Origin of the sequence: Rhodoferax sp., assembly GCF_018063565.1 — a bacterium.
Lineage (GTDB): Bacteria > Pseudomonadota > Gammaproteobacteria > Burkholderiales > Burkholderiaceae_C > Rhodoferax.
This window is the reverse complement of record NZ_JAGPBB010000196.1, coordinates 1-2509: the sequence shown is the minus strand read 5'-3', so window position 1 is coordinate 2509 and position 2509 is coordinate 1. Positions and strand designations below refer to the sequence as shown.

Here is a 2509-nt window from a genome sequence, read left to right as displayed (position 1 = left end):
AGTTTGGCTTCATGAAAGCGGCGGATGAGGGCCGGGATGACGTGGCTGTTTTGCGGGTGGTAGTTGTCACCCGGGCCATACAGGTTGGTGGGCATGACGCTGCGGTAATCCCGCCCGTACTGGCGGTTGTAGGACTCACAGAGTTTGATGCCGGCAATCTTGGCCACGGCGTAGGGCTCATTGGTGGGCTCCAGCGCACCGGTGAGCAGGGCAGACTCGCCCATGGGCTGGGGTGCCAGGCGCGGGTAGATGCAGCTTGATCCCAGAAACAGCAGTTTTTGCACGCCAAAGGTGTGGGCGGCGTGGATGACGTTGGCCTGCACCATGAGGTTGTCGTAGATGAAGTCAGCCGGATAGGTGTTATTGGCATGAATGCCACCGACCTTGGCTGCGGCCAGGTAGACCTGGCTGGGGCGCTCTTTGGCAAAGAAGTCTTGCACCGCGGCCTGGTTGCACAGGTCAAGCTCGGCGTGGGTGCGGGTGAGGATGTGGTCTTGTGAGACACCTTGTGCAAGCAGAGTGCGCACGATGGCGCTGCCGACCATGCCGCGGTGGCCGGCCACAAAGATTTTGGGGGGAATGGACATGGCGCAGGGTCCTTCGACAAGTGGATGAAATTGGCTGCCGGCGCTTACCGTTAAGAAAATCTGATTGCTGCTGCTTTCAATGTGGTTTCATCATCAGGTTGACGCCGTCAACACTGGCAAATCGCCCCCGCAGCCCGACAGAAGAGCGCGCAATTCTACCGGGAGGCCGGCATCGCCGAAGCCGGATCCCGCGTCCAGACGAGCAACAAATTATTGACCGGCATCGTGTGGCGTTGTGTGAGGCAGAGACCGACCTGTCGTGCCTGCTGCATCACATCTTCTCGCCAGCGCACACCCCATTGGGCATTGCGCTGGCGCAGGCTGGCGTCAAAGTCCAGGTTGCTTTGGGTGGTGATGACATCTTTCTCAAGGTAAGGACCATAAGTCACCAGCACGCCATCCGGAGCCAGGTGTCGCGCAGCCCCTTGCATCAGGCCGGCGCAGGCGGCCCATGGGGCAATGTGCAACATGTTGGCGCAGAAGATCAGGTCAAACTGCAGAGGCGCGGCGTCGGCTGTGCCGCGACCGGGTAGCCAGACGTCTGCGCACACATCCAGCACTTGTGCCGGCAACACCCTGGTGGCGCCTGCCTGTTGGGCATAGTGCCGTATGCTCCGGAAAGCGTCCGTGCCGATGTCGGTGGGTTGCCAGGTCCAGCCGGGCAGGTGGCTGGCCAACCAGGCCGCGTGTTGTCCGGTGCCGGAGGCAATCTCCAGCGCCTGACCATGCGCCGGCAAAATTTGCTGCAACTTGGCCAGGATGGGTTGCCGGTTTTGTTCGGCCGCGGCGCTGAAATCAGGTGAAGACATGGGCTGTAGCGATCGTCAGTGATCACTCGAAAAAGCTGCCTGCTTGGCATGGAGCTTGGCAGCAATGTACTCGCCATGGGTGACGTGCAACAGGCCCGCTACCTTGCTGATCACATGATTCTCGTTGGCGTCCAGATGTCCGTCGGCGTAGGCGACTTGCCACATGTATTGCACCACCTGTATCTTTTCTGGCTGGCTGAACTGGTCGTTCATCGCGCTGGTGAAAGCAAAGTAATCATTGGCACCTTTGGCCGTGGCTTGTGCGCGCGACACCAGCTGGCGTAACGCCTCGTCGCTCAGTCCGAACTGATTGCGCAGTGCTGCATGGGTGGCACTGCGTTCGGCGTCGCTGATCTGTGTGTCTGACTGCATCACCTCCACCAGTAAAACGGCGGTGGCCAATTGCAAATAATGGGCCTCATCGATCGACGACGGGCCGCCTTCGGGCGTGAAAAACTGCGCGAGCAGGGTCTTGAGCGGGCCTAACATGGGGGTACTGGATCTGGTTTGAGGTTGCGGCAATCAGGCCAGCGCCGCCAATAATTCGGTCTCAATCTCGATCTGGTCGCGGTTGTGCTGCAGTGCCGCGCCCTGGATCAAGAAGGTGTCTTCGACCCGTTCGCCCAGTGTCACGATCTTGGCCAGTTGCAGATTGATCCTGTGGCGCGCCAGTACCCGCGCAATCGAATACAGCAAGCCGATGCGGTCGCTTGCCGACACATTGAGCAGCCAGCGTTGTGCTTTTTCATCGGGTTTGAGACTGACCCGTGGCGTGATGGGGAAACTCTTGACTCGCCGCGACACGCGTCCCCGGCTGGGCGTGGGCAGCGGTCCGGCCGTCGCCACCACCTGAGTCAGGCCGTTTTCGATCATGCCCACCAGTTCGCGGTAGGGCTCGGTCTGGTTGCTCGCCACCACCTGGAAGGTATCAAGTGCATAACCACTCTGGGTGGTGTGGATGCGGGCGTCCAGAATCGAAAAGCTGCTCTGGTCAAAGTAACCACAAATGCGGGCAAACAGGTCTTGTGCATCCGGGGTGTAGACCATTACCTGCAGGCCTTCACCCACGGGCGACGGGCGCGCCCGCACGATGGGGTCTTGCCCACCCAGGTG

At 60.4% G+C, this 2509-nt stretch carries 3 protein-coding genes and 1 pseudogene; all 4 read right to left on the bottom strand.

Going from position 1 to position 2509, the window contains the following annotated elements:
- Window positions 1-587, bottom strand: a 587-nt coding sequence (locus KBF66_RS19590; RefSeq protein ID WP_296661454.1) for a GDP-L-fucose synthase, incomplete at its 3' end; no start/stop codon positions are given.
- A 155-nt stretch (window positions 588-742) separates the two neighbouring features.
- Window positions 743-1396 (bottom strand): DUF938 domain-containing protein, encoded by a 654-nt coding sequence (locus KBF66_RS19585; protein WP_296661452.1) that lies wholly within the window; start codon window positions 1394-1396, stop codon window positions 743-745.
- A gap of 15 nt (window positions 1397-1411) precedes the next feature.
- Window positions 1412-1885: a TerB family tellurite resistance protein gene (locus KBF66_RS19580; protein WP_296661450.1), complete on the bottom strand. Its 474-nt coding sequence runs from the start codon at window positions 1883-1885 to the stop codon at window positions 1412-1414.
- A 33-nt stretch (window positions 1886-1918) separates the two neighbouring features.
- Window positions 1919-2509: pseudogene (locus KBF66_RS19575) on the bottom strand (bifunctional uridylyltransferase/uridylyl-removing protein); the annotation flags it as partial.